24 protein-coding genes and 1 pseudogene are annotated in these 22,021 nt (G+C 36.2%); 2 read left to right on the top strand and 23 right to left on the bottom strand.

Annotation, left to right across the window (positions count from 1 at the left end; all coding sequences use genetic code 11):
* Nucleotides 1-6 precede the first annotated feature (6 nt).
* The gene (locus SRT_RS04105) at nucleotides 7-654 is read left to right on the top strand and encodes an HAD family hydrolase (protein WP_128833142.1); all 648 of its coding nucleotides are present in this window, start codon (nucleotides 7-9) and stop codon (nucleotides 652-654) included.
* 395 nt (nucleotides 655-1,049) lie between these two features.
* Here SRT_RS04105 and relB read toward each other — a convergent pair whose 3' ends face one another.
* From relB to SRT_RS04080, 7 genes and pseudogenes are all read right to left on the bottom strand, one after another.
* Nucleotides 1,050-1,292: a type II toxin-antitoxin system RelB family antitoxin gene (gene relB, locus SRT_RS04100; protein ID WP_219729276.1), complete on the bottom strand. Its 243-nt coding sequence runs from the start codon at nucleotides 1,290-1,292 to the stop codon at nucleotides 1,050-1,052.
* A 124-nt stretch (nucleotides 1,293-1,416) separates the two neighbouring features.
* Nucleotides 1,417-1,734, bottom strand: coding sequence for a helix-turn-helix transcriptional regulator (locus SRT_RS04095; RefSeq protein ID WP_128833141.1), 318 nt, complete (start codon nucleotides 1,732-1,734; stop codon nucleotides 1,417-1,419).
* Between the two features lie 13 nt (nucleotides 1,735-1,747).
* Nucleotides 1,748-2,023 carry a type II toxin-antitoxin system RelE/ParE family toxin gene (locus SRT_RS04090; RefSeq protein ID WP_128834028.1) on the bottom strand — a complete coding sequence of 92 codons (276 nt, stop codon included), beginning with the start codon at nucleotides 2,021-2,023 and terminating at the stop codon, nucleotides 1,748-1,750.
* A 33-nt stretch (nucleotides 2,024-2,056) separates the two neighbouring features.
* Nucleotides 2,057-3,073, bottom strand: a complete 1,017-nt coding sequence (locus tag SRT_RS11430; RefSeq protein ID WP_230401487.1) for a hypothetical protein — start codon at nucleotides 3,071-3,073, stop codon at nucleotides 2,057-2,059.
* A gap of 27 nt (nucleotides 3,074-3,100) precedes the next feature.
* A pseudogene (locus SRT_RS11425) lies at nucleotides 3,101-3,145 on the bottom strand (hypothetical protein); the annotation flags it as partial.
* 14 nt (nucleotides 3,146-3,159) lie between these two features.
* Nucleotides 3,160-5,505 carry a phospholipase D-like domain-containing protein gene (locus SRT_RS04085; protein ID WP_223213978.1) on the bottom strand — a complete coding sequence of 782 codons (2,346 nt, stop codon included), beginning with the start codon at nucleotides 5,503-5,505 and terminating at the stop codon, nucleotides 3,160-3,162.
* A complete protein-coding gene (locus SRT_RS04080) occupies nucleotides 5,492-6,109 on the bottom strand; it encodes a master DNA invertase Mpi family serine-type recombinase (RefSeq protein ID WP_128833140.1) in 618 nt (205 codons plus the stop codon). The genes SRT_RS04085 and SRT_RS04080 overlap by 14 nt, the downstream gene beginning before the upstream one ends.
* On the opposite strand from SRT_RS04080, the gene SRT_RS04075 reads away from it, so the two are divergent.
* Nucleotides 5,998-7,026: a TaqI-like C-terminal specificity domain-containing protein gene (locus tag SRT_RS04075; protein WP_128833139.1), complete on the top strand. Its 1,029-nt coding sequence runs from the start codon at nucleotides 5,998-6,000 to the stop codon at nucleotides 7,024-7,026. The genes SRT_RS04080 and SRT_RS04075 overlap by 112 nt on opposite strands.
* On the opposite strand, the gene SRT_RS04070 is transcribed toward SRT_RS04075, so the two are convergent.
* The 16 genes from SRT_RS04070 to ezrA all read right to left on the bottom strand — a co-directional run bounded on the left by SRT_RS04070 (nucleotide 6,972) and on the right by ezrA (nucleotide 21,948).
* The gene (locus SRT_RS04070) at nucleotides 6,972-10,160 is read right to left on the bottom strand and encodes an Eco57I restriction-modification methylase domain-containing protein (protein WP_128833138.1); all 3,189 of its coding nucleotides are present in this window, start codon (nucleotides 10,158-10,160) and stop codon (nucleotides 6,972-6,974) included. The genes SRT_RS04075 and SRT_RS04070 overlap by 55 nt on opposite strands.
* A 228-nt stretch (nucleotides 10,161-10,388) precedes the next feature.
* On the bottom strand, nucleotides 10,389-10,703 hold the full coding sequence (hisE, locus tag SRT_RS04065; protein WP_128833137.1) for a phosphoribosyl-ATP diphosphatase: 315 nt from the start codon (nucleotides 10,701-10,703) through the stop codon (nucleotides 10,389-10,391).
* Between the two features lie 144 nt (nucleotides 10,704-10,847).
* Entirely contained in the window at nucleotides 10,848-11,189 is a 342-nt protein-coding gene (gene hisI / locus SRT_RS04060; protein WP_002283675.1) for a phosphoribosyl-AMP cyclohydrolase, read from the bottom strand.
* Nucleotides 11,189-11,944: an imidazole glycerol phosphate synthase subunit HisF gene (gene hisF / locus SRT_RS04055; RefSeq protein WP_128833136.1), complete on the bottom strand. Its 756-nt coding sequence runs from the start codon at nucleotides 11,942-11,944 to the stop codon at nucleotides 11,189-11,191. The genes hisI and hisF overlap by 1 nt, the downstream gene beginning before the upstream one ends.
* Before the next feature lie 2 nt (nucleotides 11,945-11,946).
* Nucleotides 11,947-12,666, bottom strand: a complete 720-nt coding sequence (gene hisA / locus SRT_RS04050; RefSeq protein ID WP_128833135.1) for a 1-(5-phosphoribosyl)-5-[(5-phosphoribosylamino)methylideneamino]imidazole-4-carboxamide isomerase — start codon at nucleotides 12,664-12,666, stop codon at nucleotides 11,947-11,949.
* 262 nt (nucleotides 12,667-12,928) lie between these two features.
* On the bottom strand, nucleotides 12,929-13,534 hold the full coding sequence (hisH, locus tag SRT_RS04045) for an imidazole glycerol phosphate synthase subunit HisH (RefSeq protein WP_128833134.1): 606 nt from the start codon (nucleotides 13,532-13,534) through the stop codon (nucleotides 12,929-12,931).
* On the bottom strand, nucleotides 13,531-13,884 hold the full coding sequence (locus tag SRT_RS04040; RefSeq protein ID WP_161940024.1) for a YrdB family protein: 354 nt from the start codon (nucleotides 13,882-13,884) through the stop codon (nucleotides 13,531-13,533). The genes hisH and SRT_RS04040 overlap by 4 nt, the downstream gene beginning before the upstream one ends.
* A 15-nt stretch (nucleotides 13,885-13,899) precedes the next feature.
* Nucleotides 13,900-14,484 carry an imidazoleglycerol-phosphate dehydratase HisB gene (gene hisB, locus SRT_RS04035; protein WP_128833132.1) on the bottom strand — a complete coding sequence of 195 codons (585 nt, stop codon included), beginning with the start codon at nucleotides 14,482-14,484 and terminating at the stop codon, nucleotides 13,900-13,902.
* Complete coding sequence (gene serB, locus SRT_RS04030) at nucleotides 14,481-15,128, bottom strand: phosphoserine phosphatase SerB (RefSeq protein WP_128833131.1); 648 nt, start codon at nucleotides 15,126-15,128, stop codon at nucleotides 14,481-14,483. The genes hisB and serB overlap by 4 nt, the downstream gene beginning before the upstream one ends.
* Nucleotides 15,115-16,398, bottom strand: a complete 1,284-nt coding sequence (gene hisD / locus SRT_RS04025; RefSeq protein ID WP_128833130.1) for a histidinol dehydrogenase — start codon at nucleotides 16,396-16,398, stop codon at nucleotides 15,115-15,117. Before hisD ends, serB begins: the two co-directional genes overlap by 14 nt.
* Nucleotides 16,395-17,042, bottom strand: coding sequence for an ATP phosphoribosyltransferase (gene hisG / locus SRT_RS04020; protein ID WP_128833129.1), 648 nt, complete (start codon nucleotides 17,040-17,042; stop codon nucleotides 16,395-16,397). The genes hisD and hisG overlap by 4 nt, the downstream gene beginning before the upstream one ends.
* A 9-nt stretch (nucleotides 17,043-17,051) precedes the next feature.
* Entirely contained in the window at nucleotides 17,052-18,014 is a 963-nt protein-coding gene (locus SRT_RS04015) for an ATP phosphoribosyltransferase regulatory subunit (RefSeq protein ID WP_128833128.1), read from the bottom strand.
* Entirely contained in the window at nucleotides 18,011-19,060 is a 1,050-nt protein-coding gene (hisC, locus tag SRT_RS04010) for a histidinol-phosphate transaminase (RefSeq protein WP_128833127.1), read from the bottom strand. The genes SRT_RS04015 and hisC overlap by 4 nt, the downstream gene beginning before the upstream one ends.
* Before the next feature lie 483 nt (nucleotides 19,061-19,543).
* Nucleotides 19,544-19,726, bottom strand: a complete 183-nt coding sequence (locus tag SRT_RS04005; RefSeq protein WP_128833126.1) for a hypothetical protein — start codon at nucleotides 19,724-19,726, stop codon at nucleotides 19,544-19,546.
* Nucleotides 19,727-19,907: 181 nt separating this feature from the next.
* Nucleotides 19,908-20,102, bottom strand: a complete 195-nt coding sequence (locus SRT_RS11230) for a hypothetical protein (RefSeq protein WP_128834027.1) — start codon at nucleotides 20,100-20,102, stop codon at nucleotides 19,908-19,910.
* A gap of 121 nt (nucleotides 20,103-20,223) precedes the next feature.
* The gene (ezrA, locus tag SRT_RS03995; RefSeq protein ID WP_128833125.1) at nucleotides 20,224-21,948 is read right to left on the bottom strand and encodes a septation ring formation regulator EzrA; all 1,725 of its coding nucleotides are present in this window, start codon (nucleotides 21,946-21,948) and stop codon (nucleotides 20,224-20,226) included.
* Nucleotides 21,949-22,021: the final 73 nt, after the last annotated feature.

Genomic DNA, 22,021 nt, shown 5'->3' with positions numbered 1-22,021 from the left:
AAAAACATGTATCAAACCATTCTTTTTGATTTAGACGGAACTCTGACCAATCCTGCCTTAGGAATCACCAACTCTCTTGCTTATGCTCTAGAGAAATTTAACATTGAAGTGACTGATAAGAAGGACCTTTACCGTTTTATCGGTCCACCCTTACAAGATTCTTTTGAAAACTTCTACCATTTTTCAAAAGAAGATAGCCTTAAAGCTGTAGATTTTTACAGGGACTATTTTCGTCATAAAGGTCTTTATGAAAATGAGGTTTATCAAGGCATTCCTGATTTATTGGAAAAACTGAAAAATCACGAAAAACAACTTCTAATCGCAACCTCAAAACCTGAAGAATTTGCCATACAAATCCTGAAATATTTTAAACTTTTTGATTATTTTGACCTTGTCGCAGGTGCCAGTATGGATGGTAGCAGGCGTCTAAAAGGCGATGTCATTGCCCATGCTCTAACAAGTGCACAAGTCTCTGACCTTTCAGCGACCATCATGATCGGTGACCGAGATCATGATGTCATTGGTGCCAAAGAAAATGGTCTAGATGCCATCGGTGTCCTTTACGGATTTGGAAATCGTGAAGAATTGGAAAAAGCTGGTGCGAGATATATCGCAACCAGAGTGGAAGAACTAAAAGAAATATTATTGAGATAAGAAAGGTTGAGTACACTTGCTCAACTTTTTTACGAATGAAGAGATATAGAGAAGTTCCTAAGGCAGGATGGCAATGATTCAAAGGGGTGTCTATGCAAATAAGTACAAAATCTATCGGAAAGGAGAGAGCTTATTGACCGCTTTGGAAGTTGTCCAAACCATTTTATGGTTCAGTAGTTTTATTTAATTAATTGGCTTGTGCTATAAAATCTTTAAAAATAAGTCAAAAAATAATCCCGTCTCCACTTTGACCAAGTAGATGAGATTAGATCAACTTTACAGAGTCCCCGTCTTAAACGTTCCTGTAGGCTGAGCGAATGCTCAGCCTTTTTTTATTCTCATTATAGGAAAGAGGGAAAGGAAGTCAATCAAAAGTTGTTTAACAGGATTCATTATCAGACTTTTATCCCAAACTCCTTGAAAACTTCTCGGTGGGAAATACGTGTTCCATCATCTTCTGCCATGGCTTGACGTAAAACCTGTAAATCGTAGTCATCTTCTATTCTTTCCAGCATGGCTTGCCTTGCAGACTCAGAAATAGTAAGACCGTGTGTTTGGACATATTCTGATAAATCATCCACAATATGAAAAGGAACATCGTCCGAGCAACGTTCACAAAAGATTCTTTTACTTGCCATGATATATACTCTTTTGCTTGATGTTCCATTGGTATTTTAACAGTTTTTAGCTTCAAGAAAAAGCACCATTTTTGTAAAATAGTGCTCCTATATTGACTACAACAAAATTGAAAATAGTTTGAGTCTACACCACCCAATCGTAAGCTTGTAAAAACTTAGTTGAGTGACCTGAATTATCCTCTTTGTGATGTGCCAATTTGTAATTAATATCCAAACGAAGCAAGAACTCAGCAGGAAGTCCGGTCACCTGCTCTACTCGAACAGCCAGATCTGCATTAAGAAATTTCTTACGATTGAGTAAATCAGATACATGCTTTTGAGATACCCCAATGCGTTCAGCAAAATCACTCTGTTTAATGTGATGATAAGCCAAAAGCTCCGACAAAGTATCCGCTGCAGAAGTCACAGCTGGTGCTGTCATTTTATGTTTTCTATTTAGCATAGCAATGGTCCTCCTAATGGTAATCTTCGATACTAATGATAGATAAAGTGACGATTTCAGATTTCTCAGTTACTAAGACATCATATTCGTCATAACCTTCAAAAATAATTCGCCAATTGGCACCTATATCAACAGCAAATTGATATTGCCTATCTCCTTTTAGTTGGTGCAAACGAGCTGGAGGTAAATGGGAAATCTGTGTTAAATTTTCAGCAGCACTGAATTCATCTAACCGTTGCTGAATTTTTAACGCTCGATCTTTGCCGTAATGTTTGACAAGCTGACGCATGTAAATAATTATCAACTATTTAATATGCTCAAATTAATCTGCTTTTAACACTCCACAAATAATATTTAAATGAGAATGCTGAGAATTCGCTTTATTTTTAGATTGTTCAAAAATAAATTTATCTTCATAAACAGATTTATTACCAAATACTTCTACAAATCTTTTAAGGTTGTTCCAGATGTTTTCATGAATCTTCAAAGTGCTTAAGTTTCCTTCAGTATCTTTTAAGTTTCTTAAAAATATTTGCTGTTCTGAGTTAAATCCTCTCTGATTTAAAGATTGAACAATATTATTAAATTCTTTCCCACTCACATTCTGTTTTATAAAATTATTTTTATATCTTTGCATATTATCCAATAAAATTTTTCTTAATCCCAAAATATAAGTAGGCTGTTGTTCTAATTCTAATACAGTTTTTAAATTTTTATTGTATTCTCCAACTATCTCATTAGCAATATTCATCTGTTCAGCTATGCAGTTGTTTACTAGATTATCAGCCTTAACTATTTCAAGAGAAGCGTTTTTCTGTAAAATTCCTCTTATACTACTTTCAGCTTTTAAAAAATTGACTTGTTTCCTACTTGAAATATCCCAGATTGTGGGAGCTGTTCTCTGTATAAAATTATCATTAATATCATTTAATTCTGTTTGAAACAAAAGCATGGATTCTTTGTAACTAAATGAGTAAGGAAAGAATTGAAACTCTCGATTCTTTACAAAATCATCACCGATTTTTTCATAAAAATCACGGACACGTTCACAAGCTTCAAATTCTGATACTGAAGCCAGAAGCTCATTTTGGATATTTTTTTCGCTATTGTTATCATTGTCAGATAAACTTTCAACAACACCTTTGTAGCTGCCATTATGGAAAAATGGCAACTTAAAATCACCTTGAGTATCTGTAGTAGCACCTTTTGCTTTGCCTTCAAATCTCTCTGAAAGTTTTAATTCAGCACTGATAACTTCTTCTGAAGGAAAAGCATAAACAAAAATCCTATTTTCTCCTTTCATTTTCGGTCTATCAATCCGTCCAATCCGTTGTTCCAAACGCATTGGATTATATGGTAGTTCAATAGTTATAATATGATCAGCATCTTGTAAATTTTGCCCTGTTGAGATCGCATCAGTACCAATTAAAACAGAAATTTCTTTTTATCAAAAAGCTCATATGATTTAGAATTGGGTGAAAAACGTCCTAAGACTTCTTTTTTAGTACTTTCATCATGGTTAACACGATTAGAACCACCATAAATCATACCTACGCCAGCTTCTAAAAGAGTTTTATCTAAAATCATTTCTTGAAAATAATTTTCTACTGTGTCCGAAAATTCTGAGAAAATTAGTACTTTTCCACCATCAGAGATAATTTCTTTAATTTGGTTCAGAATAATTTTTTGCTTTTCATCCTTTTTTGACGTGATTTCCCATTGTTCCAAAATTTCATCTAAATTTTGAATATCACTAATTGCATCTTCTAACATTTCTGTTAATAGAGGGGTGAGTGTTTGCTCTGTTAATTTTTCATTAATTAGCCTGATACGATCGCGTTGAGATTTATTTAAATCTACTTCATTATCATCAAAATCACTGCTAAAGTTGAATCCCTCTTCAAAATTAATGAAATCTTCTGCATAATCTCCATTTACTTTGGAATAAAAATGCTTTTTGACTTGAGAAAGACTTCCGTTCTGTAAGTTCAAAATATCTTTTTGAAATGCTTCTAATTTTATTTTAATATTTTCTAAACTTCTCCCGAAAGCAGCATTACTGGAATCAGCCCTACGAAGCAACTGAAAGCGTTGACGTAAAATAACATTACTTTCTTTATCTGAGCCAAAATATTGCCATACTGTATCTTGATATGGTAATTTCAACTCAATAAGACGTTCCAGAATTTCCTTCAAAGATTGAGATACATCTGTAGAATAAGTGATTGTAAATGGTTCCTCATTATCTTCAAGCGGGAATTCTCTTTTTGGATATCTATCTGATAAATATTGATCATTTGCCAAACTTGTTCTAGTTCGCTGGTAAAACAGATCTTTCCAAAATTCTACATATGCATTATGGTTATAGTTTCCACTATCCTTAACATCATAGAGTAATTTTTCACGATTACTCAGTACATAATTATAATATTGCCGTTGCTTTGGTACTTTTTGAATATTTAAGAAAAGCAATCCTAAACGAATAACATCTTCTCTAGAATTATTCCAAGGGGTAGCAGTTAACAAAAGCCCTCTAATTGTACGACTTTGAGTATTTCTTGCATAAGAAACCATAGACTGCATATTTTGGTAAGCTTTATTGTTTTTACGTAAAAAACCTTCATGGGCCTCGTCAATAACAACTAAAGCATATGTTTCAGCATACAAATGTACTTCGTCTTCACTTAATCCTGTAAATTTCTGACGTGTGGTAACATCAATTTGTGAGAGGAAAACTCCCACATTTTCCAATTCCTTTACCCATTGCTCTCGCAAACGATCATTTGCTAAAATTAATATTCTTCGTTTATCATTTTTTAATAATAAATCTTGAAGATATAATTTAATAATACTAGCAGCTTCTAAAGTTTTTCCTAAACCAACTCCATCTGCCAAAATTTGAGTGTCAAAATCTTTAAGAGCTTGATAAACATGTAAAATACCATAAAATTGATGAGTAAAATATTTTTTACCATTTTTATGACTAGGATAAGGTAATTTTTTCTCAATTTCCTTCACTCGGCTTACTAAAGCTTCTGAAGTTTTTTTACCAAAATACTTTCCCAAGTTCCAATAAAAATACTCAATTGGTGTATAAACAACTTTTGGCTTGGAATAATGCTCTTTTTGGAATTCAAGATCGTTGAGTAATTTATCTGCATAAGGTTCAGAATACTCAAACCACATTTCATCAAACCAAGCTCTAATTGTGGGAAATGAATCTGAGGTAATCATGTTTAATTCTCTATTAGCAACAAGGCCACCATAAGTAAAATTAGAAGAACCAATTAAAACACTATTGCTAATGAATTCATCAGCAGCTGAAAATATATAAGCTTTTCCATGTAAAAACGCAATATCTGCCTTTGAATGAGTTTTATAAAATTTTTCATCTACAAAAATTTTAACTTCAATACGACCAGTTTTAATCCATTCAACTAATTCTTGGTAGAATTGATTGTCCAAATAGAAAGACTCCGTACTATAATCAGTTAAACCTTCAGCAATTCCCAATATAACCCGTGTATCGGTACTTTTTGTATCATACTGATTACTTATTAGCAATTCTATTTTATTTTTTTCTGAACGTGCAAAAAAACGTCTAAAATCTTCTTCTAATTCAACAATTCCGCTCAACCGAAAATAGCCGCTGGCAATTCTTATTTTATTACTATGTTCCATAAGACCACCAATAGCACCACGCATTGTTCGTAGTTTATTGTCTATACGATTTTCAGTACCGATTTCAGGGATATAATTATCTGATGCCATCTTTTTCTCCTGTTATACGTTTAATAAATTTTGAAACAGTTGCTCTATTTACACCATAAAAGCGGGCAATTTTATTAAAAGATAAACCATTGTTTCGCATTTCTAAAATTTTCATCCTGTGTCTGTAAAGTTTATAAGTTGAAATTTTAGCAGGTCCTTTTGGTCTTCCTAAAATAATTCCTTCTGCCCTTTTTCTAGCTAATGCCTCTTTTGTTCGTTGCGATATTAGATTTCTTTCAATTTCAGCAGATAAACCAAATGCAAATGCTAAAACCTTAGAATTAATGTTGTTGCCTAATTCATAGCCTTCCTTGACAGTTAATAAAATAATTTCTTTTTCCATTAAATAATTTAACAAAGACATAATTTGCAAAAGATTTCTTCCTAATCTGGATAATTCACTAATGATTAGGACATCTCCCTTTTTCAATCGTTCAAGCAATTTTCCTAATATACGTTCATCTGCTTTCTTTGTACCACTGATTATTTCGGATGTCCAATTTTCAACTATCATTCCTCGTGTTTTTGCAAATCCTTCAATTTCAAATCGCTGATTTTCTACAGTCTGTTTATCTGTGCTCACCCTTATATATCCATAAATCATTCCTTTACACCTGCTTTCTAAAAAGGAGCGATTATATTAAACAGAATAAAATCAAGATTTCCTATCGAAAAAATGAAAGTTGGATTATCTTATCTCAAATTGAACAATCGATTAAATCTAAAATCGAATCTATAGGAACACCTCTTAAAGATTGGGATATTTCGATTAATTATGGAATTAAAACAGGTTATAATGATGCTTTTATTATAGATACGAAAAAACGTGAAGAAATTCTAAATAATTGTCAAACCACTAATGAACGAACAAGAACAGATGAGCTAATACGACCGATTTTAAGAGGCCGTGATATCAAGCGCTATGGTTACGATTTTGAAGGCTTGTATCTAATTTGTACTTTCCCTTCTAAACACTATGATATTGATGAATATCCAGCAGTTAGAGATTATCTCTTAACATTTGATAAAAGGAAATTGGAACAATCTGGAGCAAAAGCCATTGATGGAATTATAGGAAATAATGCCCGCAAAAAAACGAATAACAAATGGTTTGAAACTCAAGATAGCATAGCTTATTGGGACGATTTTAATAAGCCAAAAATTGCTTGGAATAGAATATCAAGTAAGAAATCTTTTGGTCTTATTGACGAAGGAATCTATATTCAAGATAGCATGCATTTTATAACTGGAGAAAATATAGAATATCTTGCTGCAACATTGAATTCATCACTTTTTATATGGTTAATGAATTCGATCGTTGGAGAATCTACTGGTGGTAATGCAGGAAATGCTGATAATGTTAAAAATTTGAGAATACTAAAACCTACAAATGAAATAGATTGCAAAATCAAGGAATTACTTAAGAATAATAACTCTGAGTCTATTGATAGGTTGATAAATCAACTTTATTTATTAACTGAAGAAGAAATCCAGTTTATCTCATCCTCTGTGAAATTATAAAGTTGATAAATTTCTTCATCTGTTACAACCCTATCTTGTACATTTTGAGGAACTGGAATCCTTTCGAAAAATATTTTACTCAATTCTTTTGTTCCACCTTGTAATTCTGGGAAGTAATCTTTAAAGCAAACCTTAAAGATATTAGAGTTTAAAAAACTTGTCAAATAATTCAGTTTCTCACCAGTCATGATGAAACACTTTTGATTTACCATAAAGCCCTCAATATCAAGATAAAAAGGGAGATACTTTGTCATATTAGGATAAATAATTTTCGGTTTAGAAAAATCGTCCATATATGCACATCTTCTGAGATTATATGGTGTGTCCCCTTTGTCTTGACGTTTGTTTATTTCGTTCCAGTAGCAGTCTAAGTGTTTTTTAACAGCAGGATAATCATTTATATTAATGGATGGATGTTTAATCCCATTAGAATCGGTATACTCATCGTAAGTTGTAATAAGATATTTGTCTGCAAAATCATAAGAATAACGTCTAATGTCTTTGCCTCTCAAAATTGGTCGTATAATTTCATCAGATTTGGGATCTTGTTCAACCAGTTCATCTCGTTTTGCTTTATCAATGATAAATGCTTCATTGTATCCTGTAAGAATTCCTCTATTAATTCTAATATTCCAATCTTTTAACGGTGTGCCAAACGATTCAATTTTGTGTTTTATTGATTGCTCGATTGGAGACAAAATAATCCAACTATCATCTTTATTAAAAGAAATTTGTAACGTATTCTGTTTAATATAATCGCTCATATTTTCTAATCGTTTTTGAGGATTATTATCACGTTGAACCAAATCAATAGCTTGTAGTTCATTTTTATTATGAGATTTTTCCAAAGCTAAGATACTAGTGTCTACTGTTGCACCAAACATACCTGAACCAAGATTGATCAAGAGATATGGATTGGTCTTTTTCAAAAAATAATTTCTCAAAGACTGCCCATAACCAGCACGCAAATATTTATTAGATGTGATAAATCCTAAAAGTCCGTGAGTTTTTAATAATTGAGTAGCGCGTTCAAAGAAAAGACTATAGATATCTCCCGTTGCTTCATAGCTATCAAACTCTCCCAATTGTTTATAAATGTATTTCTCAATATCAGAAAAAATTTGTTTCTTTTGAAGCTGAATATATGGAGGATTACCGAAGATAATATCAAATCCCCCACTATAGTTTCCATCCTTATCAAAGAAAACCTCGGGAAGATTAAATTCTAAGACTTCCATATGTTTATCAACAAAAGTTTTCTCTAGGTCTTCTTTGGTATATTTTTTGGTTTTAATATAATCAGAAGCCATATCAATAAAGTTTAATTGCAACTGGGCTTTTACTTCAGCAAAATTGTTTCCTTTTCCAGAAATCCATTTTTTCTTTTCACCATATAGCTCTTTAATTGTGTCTTTATAAGTATTAAACCATTCTAATTTTAGTGATTCAGGAACCACTGAAATAAGTGAATTTTGATTAATTAAATTTTTTCCAATTAGTTCGGGAAGTTTACTTTGAGTATCACCTAAAGACTCCAATGTCAATGCAAAACTAGATACTATCAAAGCTTTTAAATCAAGATCAACACCATAAATCATATGATTTACTGCAAATTTTTGAAAATCAACGACTGAACCAAATTCTTTTATTTGTACAAGCAAAGGCTTTACGTCTGGCAGTTTTTCTAATTCAGCATACCAATTTCCTAGCTTCCTAACTGCACCAGCAAGAAATGTCCCACCACCACTTGAAATATCGGCCATTTTAAGTTTTAGAACACTTCTTAAAATTTTTATTTTCTGAGAAGTTGATGATGCATGTCGAAGTTCATCAGAGATTTCAGATAGTCTTTTTCCTAAAGTAATATTAATGATATAATCTGTAATTTTAGCATTTGTATAGAATGCTCCCTGTTCTCGTTGTTGAGTATTATCTTTGCTATATTCCCATTTTCCAGCTACATCTTTAGTTAAACTCATCTTAAGAGTCTGCTCATATTGCTCACCAATAGTTCCAGGAGTGACATCCTCTAAATCAAAATCAAGATTAGTTGAACTTGTTACTCTCCAAATAAGAGCATACTCAGATTCACTTAATGTCTTTTCAATTCTAGTGGCAGCTTTCGCAATATCTGAAACGTATAAATCTCCGCCATAAACATTTTCCATATAGGAAATTTGGGTTTCATGAATTTCTGCAATTTCTTGGTCATTAATATCATCAGGAATAACATCAAACAACGATAATTGTTCATTTTTTGAGGATAAAATTTCTTCTACTCTTTGTAAATCAAAATGCGCTTTAGTTTCGAGAGTCTTATCAACTGATGTCCCTAGACCAACTTTTGAAACAGAATTTCTAGCTGCTTCATTTTCATACCCAAAACGTCCTTCTAAAATTCGGACTAGAATATAACGTAAAACTAAGGTATCTAAAACTGCAGAAATCACATCTGCATAATATTGTGAGGTTTCATCTATCTGGTCAAGTTTTTTGAAAAAAATATCTTTAATAACACGTTGACACTTGGAATTTTCCTGAATTCTCTTCCAAAAATTAAGACGTAAAATCCTAGTTTTATTAATAAACTGTTCATCATCAGCAATTGCGAATCGAAAGAGATCTGTTTTAAATGTCTCATCAAGCTGGATTAAACCAAAAAAGTCATCTTCTATATAATTCTTATTATCTACCAAAGAATCTGAATGTAATAATGTTAATTTCGTCAAATATTTAGAATTAATTCGAGATAATTTATCAGATGTTAAAATCAATCTTCGTCTATAGTCTGCTGAATCAAAAATAATGACTATATTTTTTCCAATGACAATGATAAAATCAACTTCTGCACTTGTCTGATCTCTCTCCATCATTGCCTGTGTTGCATGCAAAAAGAAAGTCTTGAACTGATTTGCACGAGTTTTAGTAGTTAGGTTATTTTGAGTAGTAACATAAGCAAATATACCTCCTAAATTATTAGGTCGCATAAAAGCAAAGATTGTATTTTTATCAAATAATTCTCTAATACTTTCAACTTTCTCAACTTTAAAACCAAGGTATTTTGCAAAATGTTCAATACCACTCAAATTAGGTTCAAGATATTCTAACATTTCTACTGCAAAAAGATTTGACATACATATATTCCATTCTACTTATTATGATATATATTATACCATGAATATTGATTCTTAGCCTAAGTAGTTTTTACCTCTAAACCAATAACAACTTTTTAATTTATCTTCAACTTTTACATCTGTTTTTAAATAACACTCAAAGGAAGAACTGAGATAAAAGATTGACTGTCCATAAAAAAGCGAATAGAAATCAGTCTTGGAAGAACTGATTTTCTATTCGCTTTTTTGTTAGTATTCCGTCACTTCTCTTCTGTCATGAACATTGGATTTTTTTCCTTGTCGTGCTTGAAGAACTGCATTGACATCATCAGGTGTCACGCCAGTCTCAACCAGCATAACGGCCAAATGATAAAGAAGGTCGGCTGTTTCACTCGCAATCTCATCCTTGTCCGCATTTTTGGCACCGATAACCACTTCGGTTGCTTCTTCACCGACTTTTTTGAGAATCTTGTCCAGTCCCTTATCAAAAAGATAATTAGTATAAGACCCTTCCTTAGGGTTTTCTTTGCGATCTAGCGCTTCTTTGTAAAGTGTTTCTAGCATAATTAAAATGTGAGAGTATCTAAAAAGCAACCGAATTTTAGGAAATTATCAGGAAATCCTGATTTCCCAGATAATTTATCTCAATTCCGAGCTTTTAGCTTGAACTCATTTCCTTTCTTTCGATTTTTTGAAAAATAGCAGAGCTTAATTTTCATCTTGTTCTTGACCATAAATCTCATTAAAAAAACAAGAATAAGCTCCTGTATGGCAGGCGGCGCCGACTTGCTCTACGGCAATGAGGAGGGTGTCTTGGTCACAATCTGTCTTGATGGATTTGACATATTGATAATGGCCACTAGTATCTCCCTTATGCCAGAGTTCATTGCGAGAGCGGCTCCAGTAGTACATTTCTTTGCTTTCTAAGGTTTTTTGATAAGCCTCTTCATTCATATAAGCCAGCATGAGAACTTGACCCGTCTGAAAGTCTGTCACAATGACTGGCAGTAGGCCACCTTGCTTTTTAAAGTCTAATGATAGATCTGTCATTATCTCACCTCAATTCCATGCTCTTTCATGGCTTTTTTGGTATCTGCGATAGAAACCTCGCCATAATGGAAAATGGAGGCTGCTAAGGCACCTGTTGCTGGGGTCTTTTCAAAAACTTCCACCATGTGCTCCGTATTTCCGGCACCACCTGAGGCAATGATGGGAATATCAGCCAATTGGGCAACGGCATTTAACATATCCAAGTCAAAACCAGACTTGGTGCCGTCCTTATCCATGCTCGTTAGGAGAATTTCGCCAGCACCCAGCTGAACGGCTTCTTTAACCCAAGCCAAGAGATCAATGCCTGTATCTTTTCGGCCACCTGCAACGTAAACATGCCAAGAACTATCTGCTTCTTTTCGGGCATCAATGGCAACGACCACACATTGGCTGCCAAATTTCTCAGCACAATCCTTGATCAACTGGGGATTGGCGATAGCCGATGAATTGACAGCGACCTTATCAGCACCAGCCTTAAGCATCTTATTCATATCATCAACTGAACGAATGCCACCGCCAACAGTAAAAGGAATAAAGACTTGGTCTGCCACATGCCTCACCATGTCCACTGTCGTTTTTCGATTGTCCGAGGTTGCTGTGATATCTAAAAAGACAAGTTCATCACAACCCGCTTCATAATAAGCACGCGCAGCCTCAACAGGATCCCCAACATCAGTCAGATTAACAAAATTAACACCCTTAACGACGCGTCCATCCTTGACATCTAAGCAAGGAATAATCCGTTTTTTTAACATGGCTAACCCTCAAATTCTCTTAAATCCTTTAAACTAATGTTGCCATTATAGTAGGCTTTGCCGACAATGGTACCAGCAAGGCCAATCTTTTCCAATTGTTCTAAATCTGACAGGGCATGGATACCACCTGAGGCAATAACCTTGGCACTTGTCAAGTGAGCAATTAGTTTCTCATAATGCTCAAAATTGGGTCCTGTCAATGTGCCATCGCGGTCAACGTCGGTATAGACAAAGAGTCTGACACCCATTTTTTCCATCTCTAAAGCTAAGCTGATATAATCAACGGTGCTAGTCTCTAGCCAACCTTCTGTGGCTACCATCCCATTTTTAGCATCAATACCAACAACAATTTTATCGCTGCCAAATTTCTCCAAAGCTTCCTTGATAAATTGGGGATGCTTGACTGCCATGGAACCAATAATCACACGATTAATACCGACAGATAAATAATCTTCAATCTGTTCAATGGTACGAATGCCGCCACCAACTTCAATAGCAAGGCCTGTCATTTCTTTCATCTTGGCAATTAGATCACGATTAGCAGCCCAACCTTCAAGTGCACCATCCAAATCGACAACATGGATGTATTGGATACCTGCTTCCATGAAAAGACTAGCTTGGTCGAGAACATTATCATTAACAACCGTCTCTTGCTCAAAATCCCCCTTGACAAGGCGAACAGCACGACCGTTTTTAATATCAATAGCTGGAAGAATTTGCATAATTAAGATACCAAGAGCGTTAAGAAAGCAAGAAGAAAATAGGAAACTGACGACGTGACTTTGTCACTAGGAAGTTTATCTTTTTCTCGATGCTTTTAGCTCGGGTTCAGTTCGAAAAAATCTAACTGAACTTTCCTTTCTATATAGTTTAGTCTAGTAAGCGGGCTTTTAGCTTGAACTCATTTCCTTTCTTTCTTAATTGTCTAATCGGGTTCAGTTCAAAAAATGTTTGAATGAACCGTCCTTTCTAATTTTATTTCCATCAGTCACACAAATCCACAAATTTTTTGAGAATACCTAGTCCAATATCACCCGATTTTTCAGGGTGAAACTGAGCGCCGTAGACATTATCCTTGTGAATCATAGCTGGCACTTCAATGGAGTAGTCAGCTGTCACGTCAACGTATTCTTGGGGAACATCTGTAAAGTAGCTATGCACAAAATAGACAGCCTGACCTTGTAAACCGGCTGTCAGAGCCGACTCTTGCATGACCTGTAAATCATTCCAGCCCATATGGGGAACAGGAAAACCAGCTTTAGGCGGGATTTCTCGGCAAATGCCAGAAATAAAGCCAAAACCAGCTGTCCCACCGTGCTCCAAACCTTTTTCCACTAATAATTGCATACCCAGACAAATGCCTAAAAGAGGTAGACCCGCAGCTACTGCTTCTTTGATAACAGTCACTAGGCCTCTTTTTTCAAGTTCAGCCATGGCAGCTGGAAAGGCACCAACTCCCGGTAAAATCAAACCTGAAGCTGCCAAAATCTTTTGCGGATCAGCTGATAGCTCTGCCTTGACACCAAGTTTATCCAAAGCCCGCAGGACATTGGCGGTATTGCCTGCGTCGTAATCAATAACTATAATCATAAGGTCTCCTTTCTCTCTAAATCCAAAGCATACATAGTAGTTAAATCAATGACTGCTATCAGCGCAAAAATAAGAGTAAAAGTTTGATCATAAATCATCGCAAAACAGAAAATGGTCAGACCGTAGACGAAACATTCCAGAGCGAATTTAGCTCTTCCCTTCAGGCTATTGGCAGACTTCGGAGCACCATAGCGAGACCAAATGAGAGCAATAATCAGTCCCAAGAAAGGATATAAAACTCTGACTACCAGACTGGACTCATAAAATGCTGCTGCGGCTAAACCAATTATTGCCGAAATTTCCAAGACAAAACGAAAAAGAAGTGTCAAACTTGAAAAAAAATTTCTCATGGAATTCACCTTATCTCAAAGCATGCCTTTTGTAGAATTGATGCCCTTAATTTCTGGATTGATAGTCACTGATTCACGAAGCGCACGACCAATTGCTTTAAAGAGACTTTCTGCCTTGTGGTGGTTGTTCTTACCATGCAAAATCTTTAAATGCAGATTCATTTGCACATTAAAAGCAAGAGCTTGGAAGAATTCTTCTACCAATTCGGTATCAAAATTACCTAATTTGGGATTGTCAAATTCCGCATCAAAAACAAGGTAGGAACGTCCTGATAAATCAAGGCTGACCATGCCCAAGGTTTCATCCATGGGCACAAAACTAGTTCCATAGCGGTTAATCCCTGCTTTATCTCCCAAGGCTTGACGCAGAGCCTGACCAAGGACAATACCGACATCTTCTACTGTGTGATGACTGTCCACATGCAAATCGCCATCAGCCTTAACCACCAAGGACATCCGTCCATGGCGGGCAAAAAGGGTTAACATATGGTCAAAAAAGCCCACACCTGTCTGAATGTCTACAGGTTCCTGTGTATCTAAGTTCAGACTCAACTTAATCTTGGTTTCAAAGGTATTGCGTTCGATTTCTGCTTGTCTCATTTTTTCACCTCGTCTAATATTTCAATCACTTTGTACAAATCTGGTTCATTGATTTGGTTGGGTGCTTGTTGACGGACAATTGGTTTGGCACAAAAGGCAATGCCGATTCCTGCCTCATGAATCATGGGCAAGTCATTGGCACCATCACCCATGGCAATGGTTTGTGAAAGGTCAAGTTCATTTTCTGCTGCCCAATCGCGCAGCTTTTGTACTTTGATTTCCTTGGTCACAATATCTCCGTATGTCTTACCAGTCAGAACACCAGCAACAACTTCTAAATGGTTAGCCTTAACATAATCAATGCCAGCTTCTGCTGCTAATCTGTCAACCGTTTCATGAAAGCCGCCTGAAACCAGACCGACTTTGTAACCACGCGCATGTAATTCCGCCACCAATTCCTTGGCATTTTTATTGAAATGAATGCGGGTATAAACCTTGTCAAAAATAGATTCTGGTAATCCTTTCAAGGTTGCTACGCGCTCTTCAAGTGCCTGACGGAAGTCCAGCTCCCCTCGCATAGCACGCTCAGTAATATCGGCAACTTGCTGACCAACACCAGCCTCATCTCCAAGAAGATCAATGACTTCTTCCTGAACAAGGGTAGAGTCAACATCCATGACCAAAAGTCCCTTAGTTTTTGTCATTTCTCACCTCAATTGCTCTAGCATGTGCCTGCAAACCTTCGGCATAGGCAAGGGTTGTAATGTCTTTTTCAGCTGTATTAACAGCGGCCTTACTGTATTGCGTGTATTGGATGCGTTTGATAAAGTCATGCACACCAAGTGCTGATGAAAAACGACTGGTAGCTGTTGTCGGCAGCACATGGTTGGCACCAGCGTAATAATCACCAATTGGTTCACTGGTGTCATGTCCAAGGAAAATCGAACCAGCATTTTGCACCTGATCTAAATAATCATATGCCTTGTCCATAGCGATTTCCAAGTGCTCTGGTGCCACTAAATTCATGAGTTCAAACATGCTCTCCACATCTTGGGCAATGATAATTCGACCATTATTTTCAATTGAGGGACGAGCGATAGCCTGACGTGGCAAAGTTTGCAACTGCTTTTCAATTTCTAATTCAACCGTATCGGCCAATTCAGCTGAGTTAGTCACGAGAATAGCTCGCGCACGTACATCATGTTCTGCTTGAGACAGTAAATCAGCAGCCACATAAACAGGATTGGCTGTACTATCTGCGATGACACCAATTTCCGATGGCCCAGCAATCATATCAATGCCTACCACACCATAAACCAACTTTTTAGCAGTTGCTACAAAGATATTACCCGGACCTGTAATCTTATCCACTTTCGGCAGCGTTTGTGTGCCATAAGCCAAAGCCGCAATTCCTTGGGCACCGCCAACCTGATAAATTTTATCAACACCAGCCAGTTTGGCAGCGACCAAAATAGCTGGGACAAAATGTTCCTGCGGCGGTGTAATCATAACGATTTCTTTCACACCCGCAATTTTAGCTGGAATAACATTCATGAGCACCGAAGATGGATAAGCTGCTGTTCCACCGGGAACATAAACACCAACGCGCTCAATGGGACGGATAAGCTGCCCACGAAGTACTCCTTGAGAGGGCTGATCTTCAAAGCCTCCTTCTAATTGTTGCTTATGGTAGGATTCAATATTAGCTTTTGCATTTTCAAGTGCTGTGAGGACATCTTTATCAATCTTGTCAAAGGCTTCATTGATAACTTGATCCGAAACGTGCAACTCGGATAATACGACATGATCAAATTTTTCAGAATAAACTCGTAAAGCCTCATCCCCTTCTTCTTTGACCTTTTCGATAATCTCACGGACAGTCGCTTCAACATCTAAATTTTCCTTGCTGAGTTCCAGCTGCTCTTGATATAAAATGTTAGAAATTTCTTCATTTGTTCCTGTTAAACGTTTCATTTAAAAGCCACCTCTCTATCACCGACAAGCTCTTCCATTTTCTTGATGAAAGCCAATAATTCTGGTTTATTTTTTAAACTGGCTTTATTGACAATCATGCGAGCTGAGATACGACAAATATCTTCAAAGACTTCCAAGCCATTAGCAACTAGTGTATTGCCTGTCTCAACAATATCGACAATGGCATCCGCTAAACCAATAACAGGGGCAATTTCTACACTTCCTTGAATAGAAATAATCTCAACATCCTCCCCTTTTTGATTGAAAAAGTCTCTGGCAACTGTTGGATATTTGGTCGCAATCCGTTTGCGTTTATGATCACTAGGATTATAATCTGGTGTGGAAGCTACTGAAAATTTGCAAAGTCCAAAATTGAGATCCAGCATTTCCAAATAACCTGTTGGATGCTCAATGAGAACATCTTTTCCCACAACACCAATATCAGCTACGCCATGACGAACATAGGTTGTGACATCTGGTGCTTTAACAAGCAGAAAACGAAAGCTTTTATCTGGACTTTCAAAAATCAGATTACGACCCTTATCAGCCATGAAAGACATGTCAAAACCCGCTCTTTCAAGTAATTTGACCGTATCCCTTTCAATTCGCCCCTTTGTCAAGGCAATGGTTAATTGTTTTGTCATAATTCCCTCCTAAAAGCGAATGTGATCATGGATAGCCTGATAAACACTATCAATATCAAGTGCCCAACCGATAGCTGTTAATTCTTTAGCACCAAAACGCTCGAACAGCTTATCATAGCGACCACCTGATACAAAAGCATCTGGAATCTTATCGCCAAATACTTTGAACATAAGTCCCGTATAATAAGGCATACTAGCAATTTGTGCCAAATCCAAAGTAATCTCTGACAATGAAACCGCCAGTTCTTGTACCAAGCCTTCCAAATCAGTCAAGGCTGATAAGATTGTCTGATGATTAGTTAACTGGCGAGCTTTTTCTAAGACCTGATAGCTCTCCCCAAAAAGAAAAGGAAGCTGTCTTATCAAAGAATCAAATTCACTAGGATAATGATGGGTAAATTCGTTAAGGCCTGTGACATTTTTATCTTGAATGAAAGTGGCCAAATCTTTCTTAGCCGTTTCAGGAATGTCTAAACTTGCAAAAATGATCTGCAAGATATGCGCATGAGAAAATTCAAATTTATAATCTTTTAAACCGCTGGCTTTCAAAGCATTTTTAGCTGAAAGCAGGGCATCTTTAATGGCATCTTGAGCCTTGTAGCCAACAATTTCAACACCTGCTTGTGTGTGCTCATTAGCCAAGCCGCGCAGCTCCTCATTATACTTGAAAACCTTGCCCGAATAAGAGAACTTAATCGGTGTTTCAACACGTGTCGAAGCAATGACGCGACCGATTTGGCTGGTAATGTCGGGACGCAGACTGAGGAGATTGCCTTTCTTATCAAAAAGGTGGTAATGCTCAGAAGAAACGTCATCAGCAAAGACTTCAAAATGTTCCAGAGTTGGTGTCTCAATGCGATTGAAACCCTGTTCAATTAAAAGATTACTAATATCTCGCTCAATCTCATACATGACACGTGCTCGCTTGAAGAGCTTATCGTGCATGCCAACTGGTAAATTTGTTTTCTTCATCCTCTTATTTCCTCAATGGCCTTAACGACCTCTTCCATTTCCTCTTGCCTTCCTATCGAAATCCGCAAATAATCTTTAATCCGTCCGACTTTTGGAAAATAGCGGACATAAATTTTTCTGGCTTCTAATTCTTCAAATAGCTTTGCTGTCGCAAGAACATTGGGTTTTATCAAGACAAAATTTGCCTGACTAGGCAAAACATCAAAACCTTGTTTGACTAACTGCTCAGAAAACCAAGCTCGGGTCTTTTGAATCTTTTTAGCATTTTCCTGATAATAGGACCAGTCTTCAACGGCTGCCGTCGCCAACCTTTCAGCCAACAAATCCACAGAATAAGGATTGATGGAATGTTTAACAGCATTCATAACAGCAATTAAAGGCTCATTGGCAATGGCATAACCAACGCGCAAACCTGCTAAAGCCGCATCCTTAGAAAAGGTACGTGTAATAACAAGATTATCATACTTATCTAATAAGGAAAGAGCCGATTGACCGCCAAAACTGATATAAGCCTCATCAATAATGACTACGGTATCTTGATTAGCTTTGAGAAGCTTTTCAATTTCATTCAGAGGCTTGTAAATGCCAGTAGGGGCATTAGGATTGGTCAAGATAATCCCGCCATTATCAGCTAAATAGTCTTCTGCGTTTATGGTGAAATCCTCAGCCAAAGGAATTTCATGATAGTTAACCCGATAAAGATCTGCCCAAACCTTATAAAAACCATACGTTAAATCTGGGAAAAGGACGGGTTCATCGTTATTGAAAAAGGCCAAGAAAACGATGGATAAAACATCATCTGAACCATTAGCAATCATCAACTGTTCAGGCTTAACCTTTAAATTGTTAGCCAAGGCAGCCCGCAAATCAGCCTGATCAAGCGTCGAATACTTACGTAAACTATCAACATCAAAATTGGCTAAAGCCTCACGGACTTTAGGACTAGCACCATAAGCATTTTCATTGGTATTCAACTTAATCATCTTTTTCTCAGCAGGTTGAGCTCCTGCTACATAAGGCTCAATTTGTCGTAATCCTCTAATCATATGCCACCTCAACAAACTATTCAAAAAAGCGCCCTCGCAAAAAACTTGCAAGGACGCTTGAAACGTGGTTCCACCTTCATTCAGCAGCTTGTCACCAAGACTACCCTCAGGGAGTTTGAAACTCCTATTCGTAACGTGAATAACCCGTCGAGCACTACTTTCCTACGATTTGGCACCCGCACTCAAGAATGTGTTATCTAAGCTTTTTGTATGTTTTCAGCTTCCCATACTCTCTGTTTCATTTCTTAGATTTTTTTCTCTCATTGCTTTTCTATTTTCTTTATTTTACAAGAAAATTCTGAATATTGCAAGCCTTAAATTTTTATCTGACTGCCAATAAATGGGCGATAAGGCTTATGATATCATCGTAATGGCATTTATTACTACTATCTCTTATTCAAAAAGCAACGGGTTTAAGGCCCTTGCTTCTTTGTTTGAGCTAGGTCACTATTTTCCCAAGCTCTTGGCCATTAATTCAATTATTTACTGTTTTTCAGACGAAAATTGAAAACTAGCAGCAGCCATAATTAAAATTAATACAAAACCAGCTAAAACTTTTGATATTGGCCACAAGAGCCAAGCAAGTGCCATTGAAGCCAACAGCATGGCCAATAATTTCAGTATCCTTTTTTGATTCGTTTTTTCTGTCAAAATTCCACACCTCATTTCCTTACTGCTGAGTATATGCAATTTCAGCAGCTAATGCCAAACCTTGAGCACCCAGAAATACCCAACCAACTGGATTTGAAGCTTCTGCGATTGCTGCAGCGCTAAACCCAAGACAAGCTCCGCAGAAACCAACACTCGACTACATCTACACCCCCTACTATACAGAGAAATCAAATAGTTAGTGATTAAAATATTTATTTTTCAAATAAATACAAATAATTGCCAGTGCATTGATCACGAGTAAGACATAGATGAGCAGTCTCATTTTATTATTTGGAAAGATAACCAGTAAAAGTAACAGTATCGGTATAGCTCCCATGATAAGGCTAATAAATTTAGGAAAATGCATTTTAAATACTTTCTTTAAATCCATGATTCCCATGTATCAACAGCCGCACCAGCCAGTCCAAGGGCTCCACCTGCTATAGAAAGAGTTTGAGACAAAAATCCCAAACTCTCAATCTATATAGCATCAAATGTTTGACACAGTATCATTAATATCGAATGGTTTCACGTGTTTTCTCATATGAAGAAACGAAACGATCGGTAACACCAGGTTCTACTGTTTCGAGAGAATAAGAAATTTCATCAAAAGAACCTTGGTAGTCATAATCAGTTTCAAAAAGCTTAAGGGCAATATCAAAGCTTTCTTGAACACTTGGTTCAAAACTGCGGTAACGGTTTGAATACTGCAGCAACTGCTCTGTTAATGTTGCATTTTGAACAACACGGTAAGCCGTTTCTTCCAAATTCTCTACAGCTGCTGTTGCTGCTTCTGTCATCCGATTAACCGTTTCAATATGAATACGAGCACGATTCAACTCATCCATTAAGGCTTCTAACTGAGCACTTGTTGTAAAGAAAACACTGAGAAAATCTTGCGGAATACCGGGCAAATTGCGTTTTTCCATAAAACGTTTAATGGCATGAAGCCGATTAATATAACTATCCAATTTCTGACGTGCTGTCTTTTCAACATTTTCAATATCTTTTAAGCTATTAAAAACATCCAGCTGACCTTCTTCAACAAGGTCAAGTTTCTTAATAGCACGATCAAATTTATCTTCCAAAACAGAGAATGGTTTTTCTTGAGTATCAAAATTTTCAATAATCGGCAAGACATCTTTTTCTACACTAGCCATTTCTTCATTGAAATCACGCACATTGAGTTCTTCTTTTTCATTTAAGATATATCTGTGATTGAGACGCTCAATTTCTGTTTCTAACTGCTCATTATTTTTCTTAGCATGTTCCAAATATGCTGGAATGATTTTCTTACTTTTGACAATTTTCTTATGGGCACGAATTTCACGTTCAAAAATATCATAAAGAGAATCAATTTTTTTCTGAATTGATTCATTTTCAGACTCAGCCTTATCAAGATCTAGAGAGACAAGTTCATTGGAATTATTGCCAATAGCTTCACGAACTTCTTGAAAACGTTCCTCAATATTCTTTTCAGGGAAATGATAATTTTCTTCCAAAAGACGGCGGTAGCCTGATTCCAAATCATCCAATTGATCTGGGAAATCATCTTCTAATTTAGCTACAATAGCAGGAATTTTCTCTGTCATTTGCCCAAGAGCAATGGTATGTTCTTCAGCACGATCCAGAATTTCCGATGCTTCAACAGGATCTCCAGATGAATTTAAAGTTACAAATTGCGAGAATTCAGCTTCAATATTTTTGAGCTGCTTTTCGATTTCAGGCATGGTAATGCCAAAATTGCTATCCCCTTCTTCAATAGAAGCCTGCAAAGTTTCATACATTTCAAGCGCATGTAAAACACGAGCACTGTTTTTTTCTTCCTGCTCTTTCAAAACAGCAAGCGCTTCTCTGATTGCCTTAATATCTTCTTCTGCTAGATTTAACTGGCTTTCAATATTATTAATTTGACTATGAGCACGAATGAAATTAAAGGTATCATTAAGGTTTTCTGCTTCAAAAATATGATTTTCAATATCACTAAATGAATTGAGTGACAAATCAACCCATTTTTGATTCCATTCACGAAAAGTCGTTTGACTTTGACCAATCAAATGCAGTTTTTTTACTTCTTCAATTTCATCATTGACGGGCAAATCAAAAAGATTTTGTTTGCGTTCTTCCAATTTTGTGATTAACGAATCATTTCGTTTTCTGATAATAATAGCAATAAGATAGGCAACAATCACTACCAATACAATTGCCACTATCAGCAATACAATTCCGCTAGACATCTCAATCTCCTTAAATTGTCTTTATTATTATTCAAAGTAGTCCATAACGTTACGATTATAACATACTTCTACT

Origin of the sequence: Streptococcus troglodytae (assembly GCF_002355215.1) — a bacterium.
Classification (GTDB): domain Bacteria; phylum Bacillota; class Bacilli; order Lactobacillales; family Streptococcaceae; genus Streptococcus; species Streptococcus troglodytae.
This window is presented reverse-complemented; position numbering and strand designations above follow the sequence as displayed.

What these genes read in the sequence shown, in the direction of transcription:
- SRT_RS04040 (WP_161940024.1), bottom strand. Translation starts at nt 13,884, where the DNA reads ATGAGAAATTTTTTTTCAAGTTTGACACTTCTTTTTCGTTTTGTCTTG.
- SRT_RS04005 (WP_128833126.1), bottom strand. Translation starts at nt 19,726, where the DNA reads ATGAGGTGTGGAATTTTGACAGAAAAAACGAATCAAAAAAGGATACTG.
- ezrA (WP_128833125.1), bottom strand. Translation starts at nt 21,948, where the DNA reads ATGTCTAGCGGAATTGTATTGCTGATAGTGGCAATTGTATTGGTAGTG.
- hisF (WP_128833136.1), bottom strand. Translation starts at nt 11,944, where the DNA reads ATGTTAAAAAAACGGATTATTCCTTGCTTAGATGTCAAGGATGGACGC.
- SRT_RS04075 (WP_128833139.1), top strand. Translation starts at nt 5,998, where the DNA reads ATGTCCAATTTTCAACTATCATTCCTCGTGTTTTTGCAAATCCTTCAA.
- hisG (WP_128833129.1), bottom strand. Translation starts at nt 17,042, where the DNA reads ATGACAAAACAATTAACCATTGCCTTGACAAAGGGGCGAATTGAAAGG.
- hisC (WP_128833127.1), bottom strand. Translation starts at nt 19,060, where the DNA reads ATGATTAGAGGATTACGACAAATTGAGCCTTATGTAGCAGGAGCTCAA.
- SRT_RS04090 (WP_128834028.1), bottom strand. Translation starts at nt 2,023, where the DNA reads ATGCGTCAGCTTGTCAAACATTACGGCAAAGATCGAGCGTTAAAAATT.
- SRT_RS04085 (WP_223213978.1), bottom strand. Translation starts at nt 5,505, where the DNA reads ATGGCATCAGATAATTATATCCCTGAAATCGGTACTGAAAATCGTATA.
- relB (WP_219729276.1), bottom strand. Translation starts at nt 1,292, where the DNA reads ATGGCAAGTAAAAGAATCTTTTGTGAACGTTGCTCGGACGATGTTCCT.
- SRT_RS04070 (WP_128833138.1), bottom strand. Translation starts at nt 10,160, where the DNA reads ATGTCAAATCTTTTTGCAGTAGAAATGTTAGAATATCTTGAACCTAAT.
- hisE (WP_128833137.1), bottom strand. Translation starts at nt 10,703, where the DNA reads ATGCTAGAAACACTTTACAAAGAAGCGCTAGATCGCAAAGAAAACCCT.
- hisI (WP_002283675.1), bottom strand. Translation starts at nt 11,189, where the DNA reads ATGACAGATCTATCATTAGACTTTAAAAAGCAAGGTGGCCTACTGCCA.
- hisA (WP_128833135.1), bottom strand. Translation starts at nt 12,666, where the DNA reads ATGCAAATTCTTCCAGCTATTGATATTAAAAACGGTCGTGCTGTTCGC.
- hisB (WP_128833132.1), bottom strand. Translation starts at nt 14,484, where the DNA reads ATGAGACAAGCAGAAATCGAACGCAATACCTTTGAAACCAAGATTAAG.
- hisD (WP_128833130.1), bottom strand. Translation starts at nt 16,398, where the DNA reads ATGAAACGTTTAACAGGAACAAATGAAGAAATTTCTAACATTTTATAT.
- SRT_RS04095 (WP_128833141.1), bottom strand. Translation starts at nt 1,734, where the DNA reads ATGCTAAATAGAAAACATAAAATGACAGCACCAGCTGTGACTTCTGCA.
- SRT_RS04080 (WP_128833140.1), bottom strand. Translation starts at nt 6,109, where the DNA reads ATGATTTATGGATATATAAGGGTGAGCACAGATAAACAGACTGTAGAA.
- SRT_RS04015 (WP_128833128.1), bottom strand. Translation starts at nt 18,014, where the DNA reads ATGAAGAAAACAAATTTACCAGTTGGCATGCACGATAAGCTCTTCAAG.
- hisH (WP_128833134.1), bottom strand. Translation starts at nt 13,534, where the DNA reads ATGATTATAGTTATTGATTACGACGCAGGCAATACCGCCAATGTCCTG.
- serB (WP_128833131.1), bottom strand. Translation starts at nt 15,128, where the DNA reads ATGACAAAAACTAAGGGACTTTTGGTCATGGATGTTGACTCTACCCTT.
- SRT_RS11230 (WP_128834027.1), bottom strand. Translation starts at nt 20,102, where the DNA reads ATGGATTTAAAGAAAGTATTTAAAATGCATTTTCCTAAATTTATTAGC.
- SRT_RS04105 (WP_128833142.1), top strand. Translation starts at nt 7, where the DNA reads ATGTATCAAACCATTCTTTTTGATTTAGACGGAACTCTGACCAATCCT.